Raw genomic sequence first — 21,584 nt, 5'->3', positions numbered from 1 at the left:
AGACGTTGTCGCCGCAATAATAGAAGGTGTGCGCACTGGAATAACCGTGATCCAGGATGGCGTCGTAGTTGCGCTGGTCCAGGATCAGGACGCCGTCATGATTCAGGGCGGCATAGAACTCGGCCAGCGCCTTGCGGCGATCGTTTTCGTTGAACAGGTGGGTGAAGGAGTTACCCAGGCAGACAACGGCATCGTAGCGGCCATAGATGTCGCGATTGAGTTCGCGCCAATCAGCCTGTGTGGTGCGCAGGATGTGGCCACGCTTGCGGCCGTTTTCGAAGGCCTTGACGAGCATCTCGGGAGCGCCGTCAACGCTCACCACGTCGAAGCCGGCTTCAAGCAGGCGCACAGAGTGAAAACCGGTACCGGTGGCCACGTCGAGCACGCGCTTGGCGCCACGCTTCTTGAGTTCCTGAATGAAGAAGTCGCCTTCGCTCTTGGCGCGACTGTCCCAGTCGATCAGATCATCCCATTTGTCGACGAACGATTCGGTGTATTCCTTCACGTAGTTGTCGGTGTCGCGACGTTCTACCGGCTTCTCGCCAAAATCCTGGTCTGTCATGGTGTTGGACATAGTGATGTTCCCCGCCATTTGAGGTGTTTGATTTGCGTTGCATCGCGCGGCGCTCAGCGCCTCCACGATATCGACCACACCGCCATGACCGGGCCGAACGATTCGACCCTGTCTGCGATGCGTGGCCGGCTTGATGCTTGCCGGCGATGGTGTCCGCCTCCACCATCGAACTCTGTGCTGGCGTGTTGCTGTGTCCTGTAGAAGAGTCGCGACCGCCCGGATCCTGCAATCACCCAAAGGGTGCGGGGGTGCGTCTTCCTTGTGACGGTTACCGCGGCCGGGTCGTGGGGCACGACCGTTTCAATGACCTTCGGGCCAAGTAGCCCGAGTGCGGAAAACCGTGGACGCCTTGTTGGCAGGTGGTCGCCCCACGGGGCGACAAAATAATATGAACTCCGACTACGTTATTGCTCGCGCCAAAGACCTGCCTGGTTGCGGCTGATTACCACACTGCATTGCGTGGCGGTCACCGTATGCACCTTCAAGGTTATGCGCTGATGCATCCTTAGTAGCTTGGGGGACTTTCGCGAAGAATGCAAGTTTGGGCCCTGGGGATTCACTGAATCTTCACGCGAGAGGGCGCGTATCTCGTCACTCATCACGACACCTGCGTGCGCCCTGGAATGCGCTATGTCGCAAACCCCACATTGGGGCAAATGCCCTGTTCTGGTGCGCTACGCCACCCGCCGCGAGGGCGGGGTGGAAGGATTAAATTGTGATCCAAAACATGAGGATACGCGAGTGCTCTGTCTTTTTCCAGCGTTGGCACGGGAATTGCCCCTACTTTCGGCGAGGTCTTACGGGGCAAGGCGCGCCCAAGGCGAGTGCCCGGGCGCAGTATCGCCCCGTCATCCATTCTTTACCAAGAGGGCAATAGTATGGCGCGAATCGGCATTTTTTTCGGTACCACCTCCGGCAATACGCGCAAGGTGGCCAAGATGATCAAGAAGAAGTTCGATGATGAAACCATGGCAAAGCCCCTGAATGTAAACCGGGTTTCGGCTGATGATATTGCAGGCTATGACTATCTGATATTTGGTACTCCTACCATGGGTTCGGGCCAGTTGCCGGGCCTGTCTGCCGATTGCGAAGAGGAGAGTTGGGAGGAATTCATGCCGACGCTGGAAGAGGTGGATTTCTCCGGCAAGACGGTAGCCCTCTATGGCTTGGGCGATCAGGTGGGATACCCGGATGAATTCGTGGATGCGCTGATGGAAATCCATGATGTGGTCACCGATCGAGGGGGGCGCGTGGTGGGTTCGTGGCCAACGGAGGGGTATACCTTCAACAGCTCTCAGGCGGTGGTGGATGGGGCGTTTGTTGGCCTTGTGCTGGACCAGGACAATCAGAGCGATCAGACCGAGGCCCGTCTCGAGCAGTGGCTCAAGCAGATCGCCCCGGATTTCGATCTGCCGGTTTGATCACCCAGGCCGCCCCGGCGCTCTCCGGGGCGGTTTTTTTAGGCCCTATCGTTGATAATGATTAGCAACACCATTAGCATGCTGGTCCTGCGTGCCTGAGGCGCATACTGGTTCCGCGAGGTTTTGCCCCATGAATTCAGAAGATACAGCCCCAACAAGCAGCATCCTCCACGGCCTGCAGTCCGTGATTGACCTGGGTGGTCCGGTGGTGGTCATTTTGCTGGTCATGTCGGTGGTGGCGCTTACCGTCATCTTCGTCAAGATCTGGCAATTCAGTTGGCTGCGTCTGGGGGATCAGCGCAGCCTCGATGAGGCGCTGACGCACTGGCGTCAACACCAGGCTGACAAGGCGCTGGAAGTGCTCGCTCGATCCCGCAGTCCTGCCGCCCGGGTGGTGGAAACAGCTATCCAGGGTCGCCGGGACCCCAATATGCCCGAGCCCCTGATTCGGGAGGAAGTGGGGCGTATCGCTGCTGGCTGGCTGGAAAAACTGCGCAGCCAGTTCCGGGTGCTGGAGGTGATCGGTAGTCTGGCACCGTTACTGGGTCTGCTGGGAACCGTGCTGGGCATGATCGTGGCCTTCCAGCAATTGGAGGCGGCGGGTAACCGGGTGGACCCGGCCATCCTTTCAGGTGGCATCTGGGTGGCTCTGATGACCACCGCCGTGGGCTTGGCCGTGGCCATCCCGGTGGTGGCGGTGCTCAATGGTCTGGAGCGTTGGCTGGAGCGGTTCCGCTATCGCCTTCAGGATGCGGTGACACAGGTCTTTACCGTGCGACCGCCGGAGCCGATCGCCGAACGTCAGGAAGAAGAGGGGCCAGCGGCTCGGCAGGCCCGCATCAAGCTCTGGAAGGGGCGGGCGGCCTCTGATGCAGATTGAACTGCCACCACCACGCCGACGGGCACTGATCAGCTTGACGCCCCTGATCGATGTGGTTTTCATTCTGCTGATTTTCTTCATGCTCGCCTCCAGCTTTCTCGACTGGAGCGCGGTGCCGCTGAGTACGCCCTCCGCTCAACAAACACCGGCGGTTGTGGATGAGCCCCCCTTGTCAGTGCGCATCTTCGTCGATTCGGGCGTGCGCATCGAGGGTGAGGCCGTGGAACGTGACGCCATCAGGAGTGTGGTCCGGCAGTATCTGGATGACCAGCCAGAGCGCACTGTGGTGGTGCAGCCCGAAGGTGGCGTGCCCCTGCAGCAGGTGGTGGATGTGCTGGATGAGGTGCGCCATGCCAATCCGCGCTCCATGAGGCTGGCCCGAGAGTAAAGTCCATGCATCTTCCCGAGTTTCCACAGCGTGAAGCGGATGAAAACCATCTCATCCCACTGATCAACATCGTCTTCCTCCTGCTGATCTTCTTCATGGTGGCTGGTGCCTTGTCTTCCCAGGATGTGTTTGATGTGGAAGCTCCGGATTCGAGCATCGAAGAAGAGGTGAACGATGAGGGCTGGCTGGTCCTGCTGGGAGAGGGGGGGCGTCTGGCCTTCGAGAATGAGGAGCTGGAGAGTGAGGCCCTCAAGGCGCGTCTCGTGGAGGCCCTGGATGCGAGTGAAGGCGACGAAACCAGCCCCCAGCCCGCCGTGCGCATCAAGGCAGATCAGGCTGCCACCACAGAGGAACTGCTGGATCTGATGGAACTTCTCAGGGATGCCGGTGTGGAAAAAGTCATGCTGCTCACCGTGCTTGGTGATCATTGATCATGCAGATTCGAGGTTTTCCATGGGTCGTTGCACTGCTCCTGGCCGTGGGGGTGCACGCCTCCGTGCTTTGGTACCTGGCGCGCACGGACACCGAGGTCGACGGCGCTGAAGCACCGGGTGAGTCCGGTGTGGTCATCGACCTGGGGCCTGCAGGCCGCACCCTTGGAGATCCGGAGGCACTGCCCGAACCGGAACCCGAGCCAGAGCCAGAACCCGAGCCGGAGCCCGAACCGGAGCCCGAACCGGAGCCCGAACCGGAGCCCGAGCCCGAGCCCGAGCCCGAGCCCGAGCCCGAGCCCGAGCCGGAGCCAGAGCCGGAGCCGGAGCCGGAGCCGGAGCCCGAACCCGAGCCGGAGCCACAGCCCGAACCGGAGCCGGAGCCCCGCGAGCCCGCAGAGGATCATCCGCGGGAAGCGTCGGTCCAGGGGGAGGAAAGTGAGCATGAAGCCCCCATGGACGAGGTCCGTGACGCACCCGCTGCCGACCAGGGTGGAGGCGATCCCGCCGCAGAGCAGGATTATGCCCGGGAGCTGCGCGCCTGGCTGGAACGTCACAAGGAATATCCCCGTCAAGCTCAGCGTCGGCGACAGGAAGGGGTGGCCACGGTGCGGGTCACCATCGACCGGGATGGCAACGTGCTCTCTTACGAGCTGGAGCAGGGGTCCGGCCACGGTCTGCTGGATCGGGCGGTGGAGGACATGATCCGCCGTGCCGACCCATTACCCGCAATGCCCGCTGATATGGGACAGTCGCGTTTTACCTTCTCGCTCCCGGTCTCCTTCAACCTGCGTTAACGGCTTGTGCCGGTGGTGATCGGGATAAGGCGCGTTGAGGGGGTATGACCCCTCTGGTATCCTTGCACGCCATCCGGCGCATTCAGTCGCCGTCACCCCATTTCCAACGACTATCTCATGACTCGATACGTATTCATTACAGGGGGCGTGGTTTCCTCCCTGGGTAAGGGCATTGCTGCTGCCTCCCTGGGAACCATCCTTGAGGCCCGCGGCCTGAAGGTGACCCTGCTCAAGCTCGATCCCTACATCAACGTGGATCCGGGCACCATGAGTCCGTTTCAGCATGGGGAGGTATTCGTCACCGAGGATGGGGCGGAAACCGATCTGGATCTGGGCCATTACGAACGCTTCGTGCGCATTCGTACCACCCGCCGCAACAATTTCACCACCGGTCAGATCTACGAGAACGTGATCCGAAAGGAACGCCGAGGCGACTATCTGGGCGGTACCGTGCAGGTGATCCCACACATTACCGACGAGATCAAGCGCTCCATTCGTGCCGGTGCGGAGGGCGCTGACATTGCCCTGGTGGAGATCGGCGGTACCGTGGGCGACATCGAGTCGCTGCCTTTCCTGGAGGCGATTCGCCAGATGGGCGTGGAACTGGGCCATGACAATGCCCTCTTCATGCACCTGACCCTGGTGCCTTACATTGCCGCGGCCGGGGAAATCAAGACCAAGCCCACCCAGCACTCGGTCAAGGAATTGCGCTCCATCGGCATTCAGCCGGACATCCTGCTTTGCCGCAGCACCCACCCCCTGCCGGAGGGGGAGCGCCGCAAGATCGCCCTGTTTACCAACGTGGAGGAAAAGGCAGTCATTTCAGCGGTGGATGTGGACAACATCTACAAGATTCCGCTGTGGCTGCACTCCCAGAAGCTGGATGAGATCGTCCTGCGCAAATTGCATGTGGAGGCCCGGGCGGCCGATCTTTCCGATTGGAAAAACGTGGTCAACGCCATGGAGTTTCCGGAAGCGGAGGTCACCATCGGCATGGTGGGCAAGTACGTGGAACTCACCGAGTCCTACAAGTCCCTCAATGAAGCCTTGACCCATGCGGGTATCCACACCTCCACCAAGGTGAATATCCGTTATATCGATTCGGAAAAACTGGAGAATTCGGAAGACGATGTGCTGGGTGAGGTGGACGCCATTCTGGTGCCGGGCGGTTTTGGCGAGCGGGGCGTGGAGGGCAAGATCGCTGCGGTGCGTTATGCCCGGGAGCACCGGGTGCCTTACCTGGGCATCTGCCTGGGGATGCAGGCGGCCGTGATCGAGTTTGCCCGCCACGTGGCCGGCCTGGAGGATGCCCATAGCACCGAATTCCGGCCCGAGACGCCGCATCCGGTCATCGCCCTGATCACCGAATGGCAGAACGCCGAGGGTCAGCTGGAGCGCCGCGCCGTGGACGACGACCTGGGAGGCACCATGCGTCTGGGTGGCCAGGACGCGCGTCTCGATCCCAAGACCCTGGTTTGCCGGATCTATGGAAACGAGGTGATCAGCGAGCGTCACCGGCACCGCTATGAATTCAATAACCAGTATCTGGAAACCCTGACCAGGGCGGGTCTGGTGATCTCCGGCAAATCCATGGATGATGCCTTGGTGGAAGTGGTGGAACTCCACGACCACCCCTGGTTCCTGGCTTGCCAGTTCCATCCGGAATTCACTTCCACGCCCCGGGATGGGCACCCGCTCTTTTCCGGTTTTGTGCGTGCCGCACGGCTGCAGCATGAGAAAAAGGCCAACCTGAGTGAGCTCTATGAATCTGTGTGATTTTCAGGCCGGTAATGATCAGCCGCTGTTCCTGATCTCCGGGCCCTGCGTGATCGAAAGCGAGCAACTGGCCCTGGATACAGCCGGAAAGCTCAAGGAAATGGCGGGTCGCCTGGGTATCCCTTTCATTTACAAGTCCTCGTTCGACAAGGCCAATCGGTCCTCGGTAAAGAGCTTTCGTGGCCCGGGGCTGGAAGAAGGTCTCAAGATCCTGGAAAAGGTGCGCCAGCAGATCCAGGTGCCGGTGCTCACGGATGTCCACGAGGATACCCCCATGGAGGCCGTGGCCGCCGTGGTGGATGTGTTGCAGACGCCGGCCTTTCTGTGCCGCCAGACCAACTTCATCCAGAAGGTGGCCGCCCAGGGGCTGCCGGTGAATATCAAGAAGGGTCAGTTCCTGGCCCCGTGGGACATGCAGAACGTGGTGGACAAGGCCCGGGCCACCGGCAATGAGCGCATCATGGTCTGTGAGCGCGGCGTCTCGTTTGGCTACAACACCCTGATTTCCGACATGCGCGGCCTGGCGGTGATGCGCCAGACCGGCTGCCCGGTGATATTCGATGCCACGCATTCGGTGCAGCAACCCGGCGGACGGGGAAGCAGCTCCGGAGGTCAGCGGGAGTTTGTTCCGGTGCTGGCCCGGGCAGCGGTGGCCGCTGGCGTGGCCGGATTGTTCATGGAAACCCATCCCGATCCGGACAAGGCCCTCTCCGACGGCCCCAATGCCTGGCCCATGCCCCTGCTGGAAGACCTGTTGACCACCCTCAAGGCGCTGGACGAGGTCACCAAGCGCCAGGGTTTCATTGAAGATCAGTTTCTGATCGCATCCCAAGATTAGTAGAGGACACTCATGACCGAGATCGTCGATATCCACGCCCGCGAAGTGCTGGATTCCCGCGGCAATCCCACTGTCGAAGCGGACATCAAACTTGTTTCCGGTGTCACCGGGCGGGCCATTGTGCCCTCCGGCGCCTCGACCGGCTCCCGCGAGGCCCTGGAACTGCGCGACGGCGGTGACCGTTATTGCGGCAAGGGCGTGCAAAAGGCCGTGGCCAACGTCAATGGCGAGATTCGCGAGGCCTTGCTGGGGGTTACCTCGGACGATCAGGAGGCCATTGATCGGCGCATGATTGAACTGGACGGCACTGACAACAAGGGTCGTCTGGGCGCCAATGCCCTGTTGGCAGTGTCCATGGCCACGGCCCATGCCAATGCCATGGAGAACGGATATCCCCTGTATCGGCATCTGGGCGGGGAGGGTGCCAACATGCTGCCCGTGCCCATGATGAACATCATCAACGGCGGGGCCCATGCCAGCAACAATGTGGACATGCAGGAATTCATGATCCTGCCCGTGGGTGCGCCCAACGTGGCCGATGCCGTCCGTTACGGCGCTGAGGTGTTCCACGCGCTGAAGAAGGTGCTGGGTGCCCGCAAGCTGTCCACCACCGTGGGTGACGAAGGTGGTTTTGCCCCGGACCTGGACTCCAACGAAGCGGCCATCGAAGCCATCCTTGAGGCCATCCATCAGGCGGGCTTCACCCCGGGCAAGGACATCCATCTCGGTCTGGATTGCGCCGCTTCGGAATTCTACAAGAATGGCCGTTATGAGCTGGCGTCCGAGGGCAAGAGCCTGGATGCGGCCGGCATGGTGGACTATCTGTGCCAGTGGATGGATCAGTACCCCATCATCACCATCGAAGATGGTCTGGACGAGGGCGACTGGGATGGCTGGAAGCTGCTCACCGAGAAACTGGGTAACCGCGTGCAACTGGTGGGCGATGACCTGTTCGTGACCAACACCCGTATCCTTCAGGAAGGCATCGACAAGGGGATCGGCAACTCCATCCTCATCAAGCTCAACCAGATCGGCACCCTCACGGAGACTCTGGAGGCCATCCGACTGGCCCAGGCAGCCGGTTACACGGCCGTGATCTCCCATCGCTCCGGTGAGAGTGAGGACGTGACCATCGCGGACCTGTCGGTGGCCACGAGTGCCGGCCAGATCAAGACCGGTTCCTTGTCGCGCTCCGATCGGGTGGCCAAGTACAATCAGCTGATCCGTATCGAAGAGGAGCTGGGCTCGGCGGCCCGCTATGCCGGCCGGCAGGCCTTCCCGCACCTGAAGTGAGGCCTCAACGCGCCCCCCATTCCCGCGCGCGCGACTGGGGGGCGCTGCGCGCCTGGACAGGAACATGAAGTGGTTGACCGCCCTGCTGCTGGCCTTGCTGGTGGCCCTGCAGTACAAACTCTGGTTCGGTGAGGGCAACCCGCCCGAGGTCTGGCAATTGCGTGAGACCCTGGAGGCGCAACAGGTGGAGAACCGGCAATTACGTAGCCGTAATGAGGCCCTGGAAGCCGAAGTGATCGACCTCAAGACCGGACTGGACGCCATCGAGGAACGCGCCCGGCGAGAGCTGGGCATGATTGGCGAGGATGAGATCTTCTTCCAGGTAGTGGACCGACACCGCTTCCCCGAGTACCGATGAAAGAGTACCGATGAAACCTGAGCCAAGATTCTGGGCGGTGATTCCTGCCGCCGGCGTGGGCAGTCGCATGCGAGCCGACCGCCCCAAGCAGTACCTGCCCCTGGCCGGTCGCACCGTGATCGAGCAGACCCTGGATATCTTCCTGCGTCATCCTCGCATCGCCGGCGTGGTGGTGGCAGTGAGCCATGACGATGCCTATTTTCCTTCCCTATGCCCCACCGCTGACAAGCCCCTCAAGGTGGTGGACGGTGGCGCCGAGCGCTGCCACTCGGTGTTGAATGCCCTGCGCGGCCTGGAGGCACTGGCTCAGCCTGATGACTGGGTGCTGGTCCATGATGCCGCGCGCCCCTGTTTGAGTGACGAGGATCTGGAGGGTCTGATCCAGGCCCTTGGAGATGATCCGGTGGGCGGCATCCTGGCCACCCCGGTGAGGGACACCAAGAAGCGGGCCACACCCGATGGGCGCATTGCCGCCACGGTGGATCGCTCCGACCTTTGGCGAGCCTTCACGCCACAGATGTTTCGCCTGGCCACCCTGGCAGGCGCCCTGGAGAAGGCACTGAACGACGGCTTCATGGTCACCGATGAAGCCTCGGCTCTGGAGCATGCCGGCCAGTCTCCCCGACTGGTGGAGGGCAGCGCCGAGAACATCAAGATCACCCGCCCCGAGGATCTGCGCCTGGCCGAGTTCTACCTGGCCGAGCGCAAGCGGGCATCCACGACCCGGAACGAGACATGAACCTGCGTATTGGCCACGGCTACGACGTACACGCCTTCATGGAGGGCGATCACCTGATGATTGGCGGGGTGCATATTCCCCATGACCGGGCCTTCAAGGCCCATTCGGACGGCGACGTGCTGCTGCACGCCGTCAGTGACGCCATCCTTGGTGCGCTGGCCCTGGGTGACATCGGTCGGCATTTCCCGGACACGGACCCGGCCTTCAAGGGCGCGGACAGTCGTGACCTGCTGCGGCGTGTGATGGGGCAGGTCCGCGAGCGGGGCTGGAGAGTGGGCAATGTGGACGCCACCATTGCCGCCCAGGCCCCCAAGATGTCACCCCACGTGGATCGGATGCGGGCCCATATCGCCGAGGATCTCGGGGTGGAGGTCGAGCAGGTGAACGTCAAGGCCACCACCACCGAACGTCTGGGATTCGTGGGCCGCAAGGAAGGCATCGAGGCCCACGCGGTGGTGATGCTGACCCGGGACTGAAACGCCTCCCGCCAGGGTCGGTAACCCTGGAGGAAGGGGCGTTGCCTGGCGCTACCGCTCCAGGTGTTTCAACTTGTCCGGCTTCCCGTTCCATTCCTCCGCATCCGGCAACGGATCCTTGCGCCGGGTGATCACCGGCCACTGCTGGGACAACTCCGCATTCAATTCCAGCATATGCTCCTGCCCCTCAGGGACCTCATCCTCCGGCACGATGGCCTCGGCTGGGCACTCCGGCTCGCACAGGGAACAGTCGATGCATTCATCCGGGTCAATCACCAGAAAGTTGGGGCCCTCGTGAAAACAGTCCACCGGGCAAACTTCCACACAGTCCGTGAACTTGCAGCGGATACAGTTCTCCAGTACCACAAACGTCATCGCGCATATCCCTCCAGATGGGTGTGATTGGGGCAGGCCCTGGCTGGCCCATGGAACAAGCCTGAGGCCTGAGCCAGCTTAACGTCAAGATCCCCTCATTTCGGTGCCGTTACCCCCAGGAAAACAGGGTTTTGCCAGGGGGTAACGCTTGGCAGGTTATGAGATGAGGGACCGCGAACAACCCCGGGGGTTCACTTGCTGACCGATCCCGTTGCTTCCTCCTTGATCAGCGACTGCAGCCGGTAAAGGGCCTCCAGGGCCTGCCGGGGGCTGAGATCATCCGGGCTCAGCGCTTCAACCGCCTCACGCAGTGCCGTTGCGGCCGGGTCGACAGGTTCCGGTGGCGAAGGTGTCCAACCGCCGTCGGTACCAAAAAGGCTGAGTTGGGGGCTGTCGGCAGCCGCGCCGGCCAGGCTCTGCTGTTCCAGTTCCGACAGGCGCTCCCGGGCGCGCTGGATCACGCTGCGGGGCACACCGGCCAGTGCGGCCACGTGCAGACCATAACTCTGGTTGGCCGGCCCTTCTTTCAGGGCATGCAGGAAGACAATGCGCTCACCGTGCTCGATGGCATCGATGTGGACATTCACAATGGCGGGGAACTGTTCTGGCAGGGCGGTGAGTTCGAAATAATGGGTGGCGAACAGACTGAACGCCCGGTTCTTGCGCGCCAGATGTTCGGCGCAGGCCCAGGCGAGGGAGAGGCCATCGAAGGTACTGGTGCCACGGCCGATCTCATCCATGAGTACCAGGCTGCGATCAGTGGCATGGTTGAGGATGTTCGCGGCCTCGGTCATTTCCACCATGAACGTGGATCGGCCCGAGGCCAGGTCGTCACTGGCACCGATGCGGGTGAAGATGCGGTCCACAGGGCCCAGCCGGGCATGGCGAGCGGGCACGAAGCTGCCCACGTGGGCCATGAGCACAATCAGCGCGGCCTGACGCATGTACGTGGATTTACCACCCATATTGGGGCCGGTGATCACCAGCATGCGGCGCCGGTCGTGCATCTTCAGGTCGTTGGGCACGAACGGGTCATCCAGCACCTGCTCCACCACCGGGTGCCGCCCTTCCTCGATGAGCAGTCCCGGTGTGTCGGTGAGTTCCGGCGCCCGATAGTCCAGGGTCTCGGCCCGTTCCGCCAGGTTGGACAGTACATCCAGTTCCGCCAGGCCCTCGGCGGTCTGACGCAGTCCCGGCAAGGGTGCATGCAGCTGTGTGAGCAGCGCCTCGTAAAGCTGTTTCTCCCGGGCCAGAGATCTTTCCCGCGCTGAGAGCACCTTGTCCTCGAAGCGCTTGAGTTCGGGCGTGATGAAGCGCTCCGCCCCCTTGAGGGTCTGGCGGCGAGTGTAATCCTCCGGCGCCTTGTCGGACTGGGTGCGACTGATCTCGATGTAATACCCATGCACACGGTTGTAGGCCACCTTGAGATTGGCGATGCCCGTACGTTCCCGCTCCCGTTGCTCCAGGTCCACCAGGAACTGGTCGGCGTTCTCCGACAGACTGCGCAGTTCATCCAGTTCCGCGTCGTAGCCCGCTGCGATCACGCCACCGTCACGAATCAGGACCGGGGGCTGGTCGATCACGGCCCGGCGCAGCAGGTCCACCACTTGCGGGTGTTCGCCAATCTGCCCCGCCAGGGCGGTGATGCGCGGCGACGCCAGGGTAGCCAATTCCGACTGCAGGTTGGGCAGTTCTGCCAGGGAATCACGCAGGGTGGTGAGATCGCGAGGGCGGGCGGAACCCAAGGCCACCCGCGTGAGGATGCGCTCCAGGTCGCCAATCCCGCGCAGTTGCGTCTGAAGGGGCTCAAAGGCCTGCCGTTCCTGCAACTCTCCAACCGCTCCATGGCGCTCCTGCAGGTCCCGGCGATCCCGCAGGGGTTGATGCAGCCAACGGCCCAGCAGGCGGCTACCCATGGCCGTGACCGTGCGATCAAGCACGGAGGCCAGGGTGTTCTCATGGCCTCCGGACAGGTTCACGGTGAGTTCCAGATTCCGTCGACTGGCAGCATCCAGAATGATGCCGGCATCGCGACTCTGCACGCTCAGGCCATCGATATGGGGCAGGGCGGTCTTCTGGGTATCCTTGACGTACTGCAGCAGGGCCCCTGCGGCACCAACTGCCCGGTGCATGTCCTCACAGCCAAAGCCGGCCAGATCCCGAGTGCCGAACTGGCGGGTCAGCAGTTCCCGGGCGGCGTCCACCTCGAAATGCCACGGCGGCCGGCGGCGCACGCCCGTGCGTTCCGGGCCGGGCAGGGTCATGCCCTCGGGAATCAGGATCTCCGCCGGGCGCAGGCGTTCCAGCTCACCCAGCAGGGGCTCCGTGCCGGTGAGCTCCTGAACCTGAAAGCGCCCCGTGCTCAGGTCCAGGGCGGCCAGCCCGGTGTGTTCGCCATCGCCCCCAACGCACACCAGCAGATTGTCCCGGCGCTCCTCCAGCAGGGCATCCTCGGTGACCGTGCCTGGCGTGACCACGCGTACCACCTTGCGCTCCACCGGGCCCTTGCTGTTGCCCGGGTCCCCCACCTGCTCACAGATGGCCACCGACTCTCCCAGTCGCAGCAGCCTGGCCAGATAGGACTCCACAGCATGCACGGGTACGCCCGCCATGGGGATGGGCTCCCCAGCGGACTGTCCGCGGCGGGTGAGGGTGATGTCCAGGAGTTTCGCCGCACGGGTGGCGTCGTCGAAGAAGAGCTCGTAGAAATCCCCCATGCGGTAGAACAACAGGATGTCCGGATGCTCGGCCTTGATGCGAAGAAACTGCTGCATCATGGGTGTGTGTGCAGAATGGTTCTTTACTTCAGTCACTTAATGCCTTTTCTTGTCAAATGGTCCGAAGAATGTTCAACCGGCGACGGCCCGCGGGTTGCAATGCTCGGGATGATGCCCTTAAAAGGCCTGCAGGTGAAGGAAGCGGGCGCTGAACAACCCATCAGGATCGTCTAATCTCCCTATAGGAGGAGCTGCATGGCCCTTCCGGGTCGCTCTTCCGCTCATGACGCAGCGGGTCGCTGCGCGGCCGGGCTCAGGCCCGGCCTTTTCAGTCACGCAGATAGGAGGTTCGTCTATGACAACATGGGTCATCGTCGCGGATGCGAGTCGGGCCAGGGTTTTCAGCGCCGAAAAGTCCTTCAGCCCCCTGGTGGAAGAGGAAGACTTCACGCATCCCGAGGCCCGATTGCACGAGCACGACCTGCAATCCGACCGAATGGGGCGAACATTTGACAGCAGTGGCGATGGGCGTCATGCCATGGGGAGGGAGACGCCCCCCAAGAAGCATGAGGCCAACCGATTTGCGAGGGAATTGTGTGAGCGGCTCAACGTGGCCCGCGCCAAGGGCCAGTTCAACAAGCTCTACATCATTGCCGCGCCCTCGTTCCTTGGAGCGCTGCGCGGCTGCATGAACGCGGTCACCCAGAAGTCCATCGCCGGGGAGATCGACAAGAACCTCACCACTCAGGATCCGGCCGATATCCGGCGGCAGCTACCGCAGTTCCTTTGAGCCAACGGCCCGTCCTGGGGCCGTGCCCCCACACCCGGGATCACCCCGTGGCTGTGGGGGTGTGCTCAGGACTCTCTCCCCACCAGGGGCACGAAGCGCACCGCCAGCACTCGCTGGCAATCCAGTTCTCCCTCCTCATCGCGGGTGGCCACCACCAGGTCCTGGCTTTGCCAATTGGAGTTCACCGGGATCACCATGCGCCCCCCGGGCCGCAACTGGTCTTCAAGGCTGGCGGGAATGCGCGGAGCACCGGCGGTGACAATGATGGCGTCGAAGGGCGCTTCCTCCGGCCAACCGGCATGACCATCTCCGACCCGGGTATGGATGTTCCCGTAGCCCAGGGCCCCCAGGCGTTCCTGAGCACCCTCGGCCAGCTCCGGTATGACTTCGATGGTAAAGACCTCCCGGGCCAGCTCCGCCAGGATGGCGGTCTGGTAGCCGCATCCTGTGCCCACCTCCAGTACCCGCGCCTCGGGGGCCAGGTCCAGCAGTTGTGTCATCAGGGCCACCACGAATGGTTGCGAGATGGTTTGCTGATGTCCGATGGGGAGGGCGGTGTTCTCCCAGGCATGACTTTGTTGCCCGGCCGGCACGAAGCGGTTCCGGGGTACCCGGGTCAGGGCCGCTTCCACCTCGGGCGACATGGATTGAAGGCCGGTGGTGTCAGCAGTGGCCTTGAAGTCAAGGCGAACCTGTTCAATGAGCCGGGCGACTGGATCTTTCATGGCGCGGTATCTCCTGTCAACGCCTGGAACAAGCCCTGGAAGGCTCGTGTTTCACGGCATGATAGTATTTCGCGGGCGCGCTTGTAGAGGCCCGAATCGATCCATCTAATGAACTGGGGGCATGCATGAACATGGGTATGGATGAAAAACGTGATTTCCAGCGCTTGCAGGTGGATCATCCGGTCCGGGTGAAGGAACTGGATTCGGGTCGGGAGCACCAGGGACTGGGGCGGGATCTAAGCCCGAACGGCCTCTCGTTCTACCTGGATGATCCGCTGCCCGTGGGAAAACAGCTCACGGTGGCGATTGAACCGATCAAGGCCCTGGTCGCGCCGTTGAATGCGGAAGTGGAGGTACTGCGGGTGGACCCGGAAGGTCTGGGCTATGTGGTGGCCACCAAGATTCAGCGCATGCTGTGATGACGGCCCTCAACGACTCCGCTCTGGAGGGGCGTGCCAGGGCCCTGGGAGACCTGATCCTGGCGCGAGGCTGGCAGCTGGCCCTGGCCGAATCCTGCACCGGGGGCTGGATTGCCAAGGTGATCACCGACATTCCCGGCAGCTCGGCCTGGTTCGATCGTGGCTTTGTCACTTACAGCAACGCGGCCAAGCGGGAACAGTTGCAGGTGCCTCAACAGACCCTGGATGCCGCCGGCGCCGTGAGTCGCGAGACCGTGCAGGCCATGGTGGAGGGGGTCTTGCGCAACTGCAGCGCTGATCTTGCCGCGGCGGTCAGCGGCATCGCCGGCCCCGGGGGCGGGACCCCCGACAAGCCAGTGGGCACGGTCTGGGTCGCCTGGGCCCTCAGAGGCCAACCCGTTCAGGGTGAATGTCTCCATTTGCAGGGGGATCGCGAAGCCGTGCGACGGCAGAGCGTCGCGCGGGTGCTGGAGGGCCTGCAAACCCTGCTGGAGCGCCGCTGACCCCTGTGTTCGGGATTGGCGACGGAGGGCGGGAGTGTGAGATACTCCCACGCTTTCCAGAATTGTTTGAGGGTACCGTGGACGGTGCCAAACCACATGACTAGGGATGATCGAGAGGGCAGGACCTTGGACGAGAATCGTAAAAAGGCGTTGAGCGCGGCATTGGGCCAGATCGAACGGCAGTTCGGCAAGGGCGCTGTCATGCGCATGGGCGATTCCAGCGTGGTGCGTGATGTGTCGGTGGTGTCCACCGGGTCTCTGGCCCTGGATATTGCCCTGGGTGTGGGTGGTCTACCCCGCGGTCGCGTGGTGGAGATCTTCGGGCCCGAGTCCTCCGGCAAGACCACGCTGACGCTGCAAGTGATTGCCGAATGCCAGAAGGAGGGCGGCACGGCGGCCTTCGTGGACGCGGAACATGCCCTGGATCCGACTTATGCCCAGGCGCTGGGTGTGGATGTGGACAACCTCCTGGTGTCCCAGCCCGACACCGGTGAACAGGCCCTGGAAATCGCCGACATGCTGGTGCGCTCCGGCGCCGTGGATGTGGTGGTGGTGGATTCCGTGGCCGCACTCACCCCCAAGGCCGAGATTGAAGGCGAGATGGGCGACACGCACGTGGGCCTGCAGGCCCGCCTGATGTCCCAGGCCCTGCGCAAGCTCACCGCCAACATCAAGCGCTCCAACACCCTGGTGGTATTCATCAACCAGATCCGCATGAAGATCGGCGTGATGTTCGGGAACCCCGAGACCACCACCGGCGGCAACGCGCTCAAGTTCTACTCCTCCGTTCGACTGGATATCCGCCGTACCGGTGCCATCAAGAAAGGCGACGAGGTGGTCGGCAACGAAACGCGGGTGAAAGTGGTCAAGAACAAGACGGCCCCGCCGTTCCGGGAAGCCCACTTCGAGATTCTCTATGGCGAGGGCATATCCCGCCTGGCTGAAGTGATCGACATGGGCGTGAAGGACGGCATCGTCGACAAGGCGGGCGCCTGGTACAGCTACAAGGGGGAACGCATTGGTCAGGGCAAGGATAACGCCCGTAACTTCCTCAAGGAAAATCCGGAGATCGCCGCGGATATCGAGTCCCAGATCCGCGACAAGCACATGCCCAAGCGGAAGCCTGCTGAGAGTGACAGTAGCGAAAGCCAAGCCGCCGAAGGCTGAACAGGATCCTCAGGAGAGCGCCCTGCGTCTGTTGGCGCGCCGCGAGCACAGTCGTCATGAACTCGCCGGCAAGCTGGCGCTAAGGGGTTTTGCCAGGGACAAGGTGGATGAGGCGCTGGATGACCTCGAGTCCGAGGGCTGGCTCAGCGACGCACGTTTTGCCAGTGAATTTGTACGTTACCGAATCCGCCAGGGGCAAGGCCCTCTACGCATCCTCGCCGATCTTCGCCAGCGTGGCATCGACGAGGCTCAGGCCCAGCAGGCCCTGGAGGCAGCAGAGGTGGATTGGCAGGTTCAGGCCCATGATGTTTACGAACGCCGCTTCGCCGGCGAGCCACCCCGGGACTACAGGGAACGCGCCCGGCAGATGCGTTTTTTGCAGAGCCGGGGTTTTTCCGCGGAAGTCATCCGCCGGGTCATGAATGAAGTAGGCAAGATATGAAAAGCGCCGATATCAGAACCAGTTTTCTCGAATACTTCCGCTCCAAGGGTCATGAAGTGGTGGCCTCGGCTCCGCTGGTCCCCGGGAACGATCCGACCTTGCTGTTCACCAATGCAGGCATGGTGCAGTTCAAGGAGACCTTCCTGGGGCTTGAGCAGCGGTCCTATCAGCGGGCGACCTCCTCGCAGCGCTGCGTGCGCGCCGGCGGCAAGCACAACGACCTGGAAAACGTGGGATATACGGCGCGGCACCACACGTTCTTCGAGATGCTGGGCAATTTCAGTTTTGGCGATTATTTCAAGCGTGATGCCATTCACTATGCCTGGGAGTACCTCACTCAGGTGCTCGAGATGCCCGCCGACAAGCTCTGGGTGACGGTCTACGAGACGGACGACGAGGCCTACGATATCTGGGTGAAGGAGATCGGCGTGCCCAAGGATCGGGTGACCCGCATCGGTGACGATCCTGGGGGTGGCTCCGATAACTTCTGGCAGATGGGAGATACCGGTCCCTGTGGCCCCTGCACCGAGGTCTTTTATGACCATGGCCCCAGCGTCTGGGGTGGCCCGCCGGGTTCGCCCGAGGCGGATGGCGACCGTTACATCGAGATCTGGAACCTGGTCTTCATGCAATACGACCGGGACAGTGAGGGTAATCTGAACCCCCTGCCCAAGCCCTCGGTGGACACGGGCATGGGCCTTGAGCGCCTGGCTGCGGTACTGCAAGGGGTTCACTCCAACTATGAAATCGACCTGTTCCAGAATCTTCTGGACGCGGTGGGGCGCATCATGGGCAGTGAGGACACCCATTCTCCCTCCTACAAGGTGATCGCCGACCATATCCGCTCCTGCAGTTTCCTGATCACCGACGGAGTCATGCCCGCCAACGAAGGGCGCGGCTACGTGCTGCGCCGGATCATCCGCCGTGCCGCCCGCCATGGACACAAGCTGGGCATGACCGACCCCTTCTTCCACCGCCTGGTGGAGCCCCTGGTGCGGGAGATGGGCGAAGCCTATCCCGAACTGGCCAAGGCCCGGACACAGGTGGAACGGGTGCTCCTGCAAGAGGAAGAGCGCTTCCGCGAAACCCTGGAGCATGGCCTCAAGCATCTGGAAGAGGGTCTGGAGAAGATCTCCGACAAGACCATCCCCGGCGGCCTGATCTTCAAGCTCTATGATACCTACGGCTTCCCGGTGGACCTGACCGGCGACATCGCCCGGGAGAAGGGCCTGGAACTGGATATGGCCGGTTTCGAATACGAAATGGACCAGCAGCGTGATCGTGCCCGGGCTGCCAGCAGCTTCCGCATGTCCGATGTCGGTGCGGTGGCCAAAGGGGTGTCGGACTCCCGTTTTGTGGGTTACGAACACATCGAGGAGCAGGCCCGGGTTCTGCGCCTGGCCGGGAGTGACGGCAAGCCCGTGGAGAGTCTGAATGACTCCAGCGAAGGCAGTGTGCTGCTGGATGTGACTCCGTTCTACGGTGAATCCGGGGGTCAGGTGGGCGACACCGGCTTTATCGAAGGCCCTGACGGGCTGTTCCAGGTGAACGACACGGTGAAGCAGGGCGGGGTGTTCATCCATCGAGGCACCATGCTGCGCGGGACACTGACTACCGATGCGGCTGTGACTGCTCGAGTGGACGGCGAGCGCCGTCGCGCCGTGGTGCTCAATCACTCCGCCACCCACCTGCTGCATGCCGCCCTGCGCGAGGTGCTTGGCGAGCATGTGCAGCAAAAGGGTTCCCTGGTGGCCCCGGATCGGCTGCGCTTTGACTTCTCTCACTTTGAGCCCGTGAGCAGCGAGCAATTGGTCCGCATCGAGCGCATGGTCAACCATGCCATTCGCGCCAATGCCGCCGCCGAAGCCCGCATCATGCCCATCAAGGAGGCCATGGAAGCCGGGGCCATGGCCCTGTTTGGCGAAAAGTACGGCGAAGAAGTGCGGGTGCTCTCACTGGGAGACTTCTCGGTGGAACTCTGCGGCGGCATCCATGTGCAGCGCACCGGTGATATCGGTGTCTTCAAGGTGATCAGCGAGGGCGGGGTAGCCTCCGGCATCCGCCGTATCGAAGCCGTGACCGGCGAAAACGCCCTGAATTATCTGGATGACACCGAAAACCAACTGGACGAGGCCGCGCGGATGCTGCGCGCCGGTCGAACTGATCTCACCGAGAAGATCCAGCAGGTGCTGGACCGCAATCGCGGTCTGGAAAAGGAGCTTGAGGCCATGAAGGCCAAACTGGCGTCCCAGGCCGGCTCCAATTTGACCGATCAGGCGGTGGACGTGAACGGCGTGAAGGTGCTGGCGGCGCGCATGGATGAAGCCGACCCCAAATCATTGCGCGAGACCGTGGACCAACTCAAGAACAAGCTGGGCGAGGCCATCATCGTGCTGGCCACCGCCCGTGACGGGAAGGTGAGCCTGGTGGCTGGCGTGACCGCAAGCCATTCCAGCACCATCAAGGCGGGCGAACTGGTGAACCAGGTGGCCCAGCAGGTGGGTGGCAAGGGCGGTGGTCGGCCCGACATGGCCATGGCGGGTGGAAATCGTCCAGAGGCGCTGGACGAGGCACTGGCGTCCGTGAAGGGCTGGGTGGAGTCACGTCTTTGATGGCCGTCCTGGAGCCTTGCCTTTATGGCCCGTTCCTCGGCTTGATGAGGGGCTTCGGCGCCGGGTGCGGAAATAGTCCTTTCGTGCGCCCCTCCGACTGTTGTCTAATGTCAACCAGATACCCAAGTAAAAAACTATGGCATTGATCGTTCAAAAATACGGCGGCACCTCGGTGGGAAGCGTGGAACGCATCCAGCACGTAGCCGATCGCGTGAGTCAGTCACGTCGTCAGGGGCACGATGTGGTGGTGGTGGTGTCTGCCATGAGTGGCGAGACCGACCGACTGCTGGGTCTGGCGCGCGGTATCCGCAGCGACGCCGACGGACGTGAGCTGGACGTGCTGCTGTCCACGGGCGAGCAGGTGACCATTGCCCTGTTGTCCATGGCGTTGGAGAGCAAGGGGTGTCCGGCCCGCTCTTATACAGGTGCTCAGGTACACATACGCACCGACAGTGCCCACAACAAGGCCCGGATCCAGGAGATCGATGGCGCCCGGGTGCGTCGTGATCTGGCCGACGGCAAGGTCGTGGTCGTCGCCGGTTTCCAGGGAGTCGATGAGTCGGGCAATATCACCACCCTGGGCCGTGGGGGTTCCGATACCACGGCCGTGGCCCTGGCGGCTGCCCTCAAGGCCGACGAATGTCAGATCTTCACCGACGTGGATGGGGTGTATACCACCGATCCCCGCGTCGTCCCCCAGGCAAGGCGACTGGAACGCATCACCTTTGAGGAGATGCTGGAAATGGCCAGCCTGGGTTCCAAGGTCCTGCAGATCCGCGCGGTGGAGTTTGCGGGAAAATACAATGTACCTCTGCGTGTTCTATCCTCCTTTCAGGAAGGAGGAGACGGCACGCTCATCACCTTTGAGGAAGGGAGCATGGAACAGGCGCTCATTTCCGGAATCGCCTTTAACCAGAACGAAGCCCAGCTGACCGTGACAGGCGTTCCCGACCAGCCCGGCGTGGCCTACCGCATTCTCGGCGCGGTGGCTCAGGCCAATATCGAAGTGGACATGATCGTGCAGAATGTGGGAGCCGATGGCACCACGGACTTCACCTTCACCGTTCACCGTAATGATTTCGACAAGGCCATGGGCATCGTGAGCGCCCGGGCCGAGGAGCTGGGTGCTCGCGAGGTCTCGGGGGATCCGAAGATCGTCAAGATCTCGATCGTGGGCGTGGGTATGCGCTCCCACGCCGGCATTGCCAGCAAGATGTTCGAGGCCCTGGCGGCCGAAGGCATCAATATCCGCATGATCTCCACCTCGGAAATCAAGATCTCCGTGGTGGTGGACGAGAAATACCTGGAGTTGGGGGTGCGCGCGCTGCACGATGCCTTTGAACTGGAAAGGGCACCTGCAGCGTAATGCGTATTGACTGGGCCCAGGATTCCGGGCGGAGGACATCCGGTGTCTTGAGTTCCATCCAGGTTGAAATCGGCCATGATGGCCGATTGGCACCAGGCCATAGAGTCTGGTTTACTATAAAACCAAGGTGATTGAAGTTCAGATTGGAGAAAAGGAAATGTTGATTCTTACTCGTCGGGTAGGCGAAACACTGATGATCGGTGACGAAGTGACCGTGACCGTGCTGGGCGTGAAGGGTAACCAGGTTCGCGTCGGCATCAATGCACCCAAAGATGTTGCCGTACATCGGGAGGAAATCTACGAGCGCATTCAGCGCGAGCAGGATCCCGATGGTTACGTAGCTGACAATAACCAGCCCTGAAGATGATGCCAGCTGGATGACCGAACCCGGACAGGGTAGGGCGGGCGTTTCGCAAGGCGCCCCACCCTCTCCGGGTGATGATGCTCAGTGGTCTTTACGGAGGCTCATCAAGCAGGTACCATAGCGGCCTTAAATG

Annotated in this window: 23 protein-coding genes; 19 read left to right on the top strand and 4 right to left on the bottom strand. The window is 62.2% G+C overall.

From position 1 onward, the window contains the following. The coding region (locus LPW30_RS09500) for a glycine/sarcosine N-methyltransferase (RefSeq protein ID WP_239680715.1) at positions 1–574 on the bottom strand (574 nt) is incomplete at its 3' end. A gap of 878 nt (positions 575–1,452) precedes the next feature. Here LPW30_RS09500 and LPW30_RS09495 point away from each other — a divergent pair. From LPW30_RS09495 to ispF, 11 genes are all read left to right on the top strand, one after another. Next, a complete protein-coding gene (locus tag LPW30_RS09495; RefSeq protein WP_025281114.1) occupies positions 1,453–1,995 on the top strand; it encodes a flavodoxin in 543 nt (180 codons plus the stop codon). A 130-nt stretch (positions 1,996–2,125) separates the two neighbouring features. Beyond that, positions 2,126–2,875, top strand: a complete 750-nt coding sequence (locus tag LPW30_RS09490; RefSeq protein ID WP_025281115.1) for a MotA/TolQ/ExbB proton channel family protein — start codon at positions 2,126–2,128, stop codon at positions 2,873–2,875. Next, positions 2,865–3,263 carry an ExbD/TolR family protein gene (locus LPW30_RS09485; RefSeq protein WP_025281116.1) on the top strand — a complete coding sequence of 133 codons (399 nt, stop codon included), beginning with the start codon at positions 2,865–2,867 and terminating at the stop codon, positions 3,261–3,263. The genes LPW30_RS09490 and LPW30_RS09485 overlap by 11 nt, the downstream gene beginning before the upstream one ends. A 5-nt stretch (positions 3,264–3,268) precedes the next feature. Further along, positions 3,269–3,694: an ExbD/TolR family protein gene (locus LPW30_RS09480; protein WP_026623415.1), complete on the top strand. Its 426-nt coding sequence runs from the start codon at positions 3,269–3,271 to the stop codon at positions 3,692–3,694. A gap of 2 nt (positions 3,695–3,696) precedes the next feature. After that, positions 3,697–4,491: an energy transducer TonB gene (locus LPW30_RS09475; RefSeq protein ID WP_239680714.1), complete on the top strand. Its 795-nt coding sequence runs from the start codon at positions 3,697–3,699 to the stop codon at positions 4,489–4,491. A 117-nt stretch (positions 4,492–4,608) separates the two neighbouring features. Next, entirely contained in the window at positions 4,609–6,267 is a 1,659-nt protein-coding gene (locus tag LPW30_RS09470) for a CTP synthase (RefSeq protein WP_025281118.1), read from the top strand. Then, positions 6,254–7,105: a 3-deoxy-8-phosphooctulonate synthase gene (gene kdsA / locus LPW30_RS09465; RefSeq protein WP_239680713.1), complete on the top strand. Its 852-nt coding sequence runs from the start codon at positions 6,254–6,256 to the stop codon at positions 7,103–7,105. Before LPW30_RS09470 ends, kdsA begins: the two co-directional genes overlap by 14 nt. A gap of 12 nt (positions 7,106–7,117) precedes the next feature. After that, positions 7,118–8,398, top strand: a complete 1,281-nt coding sequence (eno, locus tag LPW30_RS09460; RefSeq protein WP_239680712.1) for a phosphopyruvate hydratase — start codon at positions 7,118–7,120, stop codon at positions 8,396–8,398. Positions 8,399–8,462: 64 nt separating this feature from the next. Continuing rightward, a complete protein-coding gene (gene ftsB, locus LPW30_RS09455; protein WP_025281121.1) occupies positions 8,463–8,756 on the top strand; it encodes a cell division protein FtsB in 294 nt (97 codons plus the stop codon). Between the two features lie 10 nt (positions 8,757–8,766). Beyond that, a complete protein-coding gene (ispD, locus tag LPW30_RS09450; RefSeq protein ID WP_239680711.1) occupies positions 8,767–9,495 on the top strand; it encodes a 2-C-methyl-D-erythritol 4-phosphate cytidylyltransferase in 729 nt (242 codons plus the stop codon). Beyond that, positions 9,492–9,971, top strand: a complete 480-nt coding sequence (gene ispF / locus LPW30_RS09445) for a 2-C-methyl-D-erythritol 2,4-cyclodiphosphate synthase (RefSeq protein ID WP_239680710.1) — start codon at positions 9,492–9,494, stop codon at positions 9,969–9,971. The genes ispD and ispF overlap by 4 nt, the downstream gene beginning before the upstream one ends. Positions 9,972–10,022: 51 nt before the next feature. On the opposite strand, the gene fdxA is transcribed toward ispF, so the two are convergent. Continuing rightward, the gene (gene fdxA, locus LPW30_RS09440) at positions 10,023–10,346 is read right to left on the bottom strand and encodes a ferredoxin FdxA (RefSeq protein WP_063465319.1); all 324 of its coding nucleotides are present in this window, start codon (positions 10,344–10,346) and stop codon (positions 10,023–10,025) included. Between the two features lie 191 nt (positions 10,347–10,537). Beyond that, positions 10,538–13,123: a DNA mismatch repair protein MutS gene (gene mutS, locus LPW30_RS09435; protein ID WP_239680709.1), complete on the bottom strand. Its 2,586-nt coding sequence runs from the start codon at positions 13,121–13,123 to the stop codon at positions 10,538–10,540. Positions 13,124–13,418: 295 nt separating this feature from the next. Here mutS and LPW30_RS09430 point away from each other — a divergent pair, with 295 nt between their 5' ends. Continuing rightward, on the top strand, positions 13,419–13,853 hold the full coding sequence (locus LPW30_RS09430; protein WP_025281126.1) for a host attachment protein: 435 nt from the start codon (positions 13,419–13,421) through the stop codon (positions 13,851–13,853). Positions 13,854–13,918: 65 nt separating this feature from the next. On the opposite strand, the gene LPW30_RS09425 is transcribed toward LPW30_RS09430, so the two are convergent. Further along, positions 13,919–14,578, bottom strand: a complete 660-nt coding sequence (locus tag LPW30_RS09425; RefSeq protein WP_239680708.1) for a protein-L-isoaspartate(D-aspartate) O-methyltransferase — start codon at positions 14,576–14,578, stop codon at positions 13,919–13,921. Positions 14,579–14,715: 137 nt separating this feature from the next. On the opposite strand from LPW30_RS09425, the gene LPW30_RS09420 reads away from it, so the two are divergent. The 7 genes from LPW30_RS09420 to csrA all read left to right on the top strand — a co-directional run bounded on the left by LPW30_RS09420 (position 14,716) and on the right by csrA (position 21,448). Next, positions 14,716–14,997 (top strand): PilZ domain-containing protein, encoded by a 282-nt coding sequence (locus LPW30_RS09420; RefSeq protein WP_051582517.1) that lies wholly within the window; start codon positions 14,716–14,718, stop codon positions 14,995–14,997. Then, positions 14,997–15,500, top strand: coding sequence for a CinA family protein (locus LPW30_RS09415; RefSeq protein ID WP_025281129.1), 504 nt, complete (start codon positions 14,997–14,999; stop codon positions 15,498–15,500). Before LPW30_RS09420 ends, LPW30_RS09415 begins: the two co-directional genes overlap by 1 nt. 126 nt (positions 15,501–15,626) lie before the next feature. Then, on the top strand, positions 15,627–16,667 hold the full coding sequence (gene recA / locus LPW30_RS09410) for a recombinase RecA (protein WP_025281130.1): 1,041 nt from the start codon (positions 15,627–15,629) through the stop codon (positions 16,665–16,667). Beyond that, a complete protein-coding gene (locus LPW30_RS09405; protein ID WP_238984824.1) occupies positions 16,633–17,109 on the top strand; it encodes a regulatory protein RecX in 477 nt (158 codons plus the stop codon). The genes recA and LPW30_RS09405 overlap by 35 nt, the downstream gene beginning before the upstream one ends. Continuing rightward, positions 17,106–19,721: an alanine--tRNA ligase gene (gene alaS, locus LPW30_RS09400; protein WP_239680707.1), complete on the top strand. Its 2,616-nt coding sequence runs from the start codon at positions 17,106–17,108 to the stop codon at positions 19,719–19,721. The genes LPW30_RS09405 and alaS overlap by 4 nt, the downstream gene beginning before the upstream one ends. A 136-nt stretch (positions 19,722–19,857) precedes the next feature. Further along, positions 19,858–21,087, top strand: coding sequence for an aspartate kinase (locus LPW30_RS09395; RefSeq protein WP_025281200.1), 1,230 nt, complete (start codon positions 19,858–19,860; stop codon positions 21,085–21,087). Between the two features lie 157 nt (positions 21,088–21,244). Beyond that, positions 21,245–21,448 carry a carbon storage regulator CsrA gene (gene csrA / locus LPW30_RS09390; protein ID WP_025281201.1) on the top strand — a complete coding sequence of 68 codons (204 nt, stop codon included), beginning with the start codon at positions 21,245–21,247 and terminating at the stop codon, positions 21,446–21,448. Positions 21,449–21,584 lie beyond the last annotated feature (136 nt).

It is taken from the genome of Ectothiorhodospira variabilis (genome assembly GCF_022227625.1).
GTDB lineage: Bacteria > Pseudomonadota > Gammaproteobacteria > Ectothiorhodospirales > Ectothiorhodospiraceae > Ectothiorhodospira > Ectothiorhodospira haloalkaliphila.
This window is presented reverse-complemented; position numbering and strand designations above follow the sequence as displayed.

Coding starts and splice junctions, on each gene's coding strand:
- LPW30_RS09495 (WP_025281114.1), top strand. CDS start 1,453: ATGGCGCGAATCGGCATTTTTTTCGGTACCACCTCCGGCAATACGCGC.
- LPW30_RS09490 (WP_025281115.1), top strand. CDS start 2,126: ATGAATTCAGAAGATACAGCCCCAACAAGCAGCATCCTCCACGGCCTG.
- LPW30_RS09485 (WP_025281116.1), top strand. CDS start 2,865: ATGCAGATTGAACTGCCACCACCACGCCGACGGGCACTGATCAGCTTG.
- LPW30_RS09480 (WP_026623415.1), top strand. CDS start 3,269: ATGCATCTTCCCGAGTTTCCACAGCGTGAAGCGGATGAAAACCATCTC.
- LPW30_RS09475 (WP_239680714.1), top strand. CDS start 3,697: ATGCAGATTCGAGGTTTTCCATGGGTCGTTGCACTGCTCCTGGCCGTG.
- LPW30_RS09470 (WP_025281118.1), top strand. CDS start 4,609: ATGACTCGATACGTATTCATTACAGGGGGCGTGGTTTCCTCCCTGGGT.
- kdsA (WP_239680713.1), top strand. CDS start 6,254: ATGAATCTGTGTGATTTTCAGGCCGGTAATGATCAGCCGCTGTTCCTG.
- eno (WP_239680712.1), top strand. CDS start 7,118: ATGACCGAGATCGTCGATATCCACGCCCGCGAAGTGCTGGATTCCCGC.
- ftsB (WP_025281121.1), top strand. CDS start 8,463: ATGAAGTGGTTGACCGCCCTGCTGCTGGCCTTGCTGGTGGCCCTGCAG.
- ispD (WP_239680711.1), top strand. CDS start 8,767: ATGAAACCTGAGCCAAGATTCTGGGCGGTGATTCCTGCCGCCGGCGTG.
- ispF (WP_239680710.1), top strand. CDS start 9,492: ATGAACCTGCGTATTGGCCACGGCTACGACGTACACGCCTTCATGGAG.
- fdxA (WP_063465319.1), bottom strand. CDS start 10,346: ATGACGTTTGTGGTACTGGAGAACTGTATCCGCTGCAAGTTCACGGAC.
- mutS (WP_239680709.1), bottom strand. CDS start 13,123: ATGATGCAGCAGTTTCTTCGCATCAAGGCCGAGCATCCGGACATCCTG.
- LPW30_RS09430 (WP_025281126.1), top strand. CDS start 13,419: ATGACAACATGGGTCATCGTCGCGGATGCGAGTCGGGCCAGGGTTTTC.
- LPW30_RS09425 (WP_239680708.1), bottom strand. CDS start 14,578: ATGAAAGATCCAGTCGCCCGGCTCATTGAACAGGTTCGCCTTGACTTC.
- LPW30_RS09420 (WP_051582517.1), top strand. CDS start 14,716: ATGGATGAAAAACGTGATTTCCAGCGCTTGCAGGTGGATCATCCGGTC.
- LPW30_RS09415 (WP_025281129.1), top strand. CDS start 14,997: ATGACGGCCCTCAACGACTCCGCTCTGGAGGGGCGTGCCAGGGCCCTG.
- alaS (WP_239680707.1), top strand. CDS start 17,106: ATGAAAAGCGCCGATATCAGAACCAGTTTTCTCGAATACTTCCGCTCC.
- LPW30_RS09395 (WP_025281200.1), top strand. CDS start 19,858: ATGGCATTGATCGTTCAAAAATACGGCGGCACCTCGGTGGGAAGCGTG.
- csrA (WP_025281201.1), top strand. CDS start 21,245: ATGTTGATTCTTACTCGTCGGGTAGGCGAAACACTGATGATCGGTGAC.